This window comes from Bacteroides sp. AF32-8BH (assembly GCF_003435205.1).
Classification (GTDB): domain Bacteria; phylum Bacteroidota; class Bacteroidia; order Bacteroidales; family Bacteroidaceae; genus Bacteroides; species Bacteroides ovatus.
This window is the reverse complement of sequence record NZ_QVLZ01000083.1, coordinates 8,525-9,110: the sequence shown is the minus strand read 5'-3', so window position 1 is coordinate 9,110 and position 586 is coordinate 8,525. Positions and strand designations below refer to the sequence as shown.

General features: G+C 44.2%; 1 protein-coding gene. It reads right to left on the bottom strand.

Annotated features, from left to right (window positions below; genetic code table 11):
• Positions 1-169: 169 nt before the first annotated feature.
• Positions 170-568 (bottom strand): single-stranded DNA-binding protein, encoded by a 399-nt coding sequence (locus DWZ47_RS29595; protein WP_005868746.1) that lies wholly within the window; start codon positions 566-568, stop codon positions 170-172.
• Positions 569-586 lie beyond the last annotated feature (18 nt).

The window sequence follows — 586 nt, the reverse complement described above, 5'->3', positions numbered from 1 at the left end:
AACTTCTCTTTTCTGGTTTGCCCATAATCAGCCGCATAGCGGATGACTACGGGCAAACCGGGAATGAGAACAGTCATTCCGATGAAGGGGAGGGTGGGGAAGAATACTGCGTGAACGCAAAAACACTCTCGGATATGTAGCAAAAAAAAGCGGCACTAGGCCGCTTCAATCATTTGCTTGCTTTTTTCTTTTTAGAGACAGCCTTCTGTTTAGGCTGATCCGGTTTTTCTTCTTCTTTTTCCGGAGCCGGATAAAACTTGGTGGCTACCATCACAATGCGGTTACGCTTCTCCCCACTTTTAGAATCCGTCCATTCTTCCGGCTTAAAGTAGCCTTCAACGGTTATCAGCTCACCTTTTTTCAATACATCGAAGGAATCCAGTGCTTCATTCTTTCTCCAGGCTTCAATCCCCATGAAAGCGGAAACATAAGAGGTTTCTTCACCTGTCTTGTCTGCACGGCTGACCGCGATAGAAAAGCGTGCTACGCTTGCTGTTTCAAAACTACGGATTTCTGCATCCTTACCGATAAAACCTGTTACTGCGAATGAATTTTCAATCTTTTTCATATCTCTGATTTTTTAGAA

Bases quoted from the DNA above. Each gene is read 5' to 3' on its own strand.
- DWZ47_RS29595 (WP_005868746.1), bottom strand. From the start codon at position 568: ATGAAAAAGATTGAAAATTCATTCGCAGTAACAGGTTTTATCGGTAAG.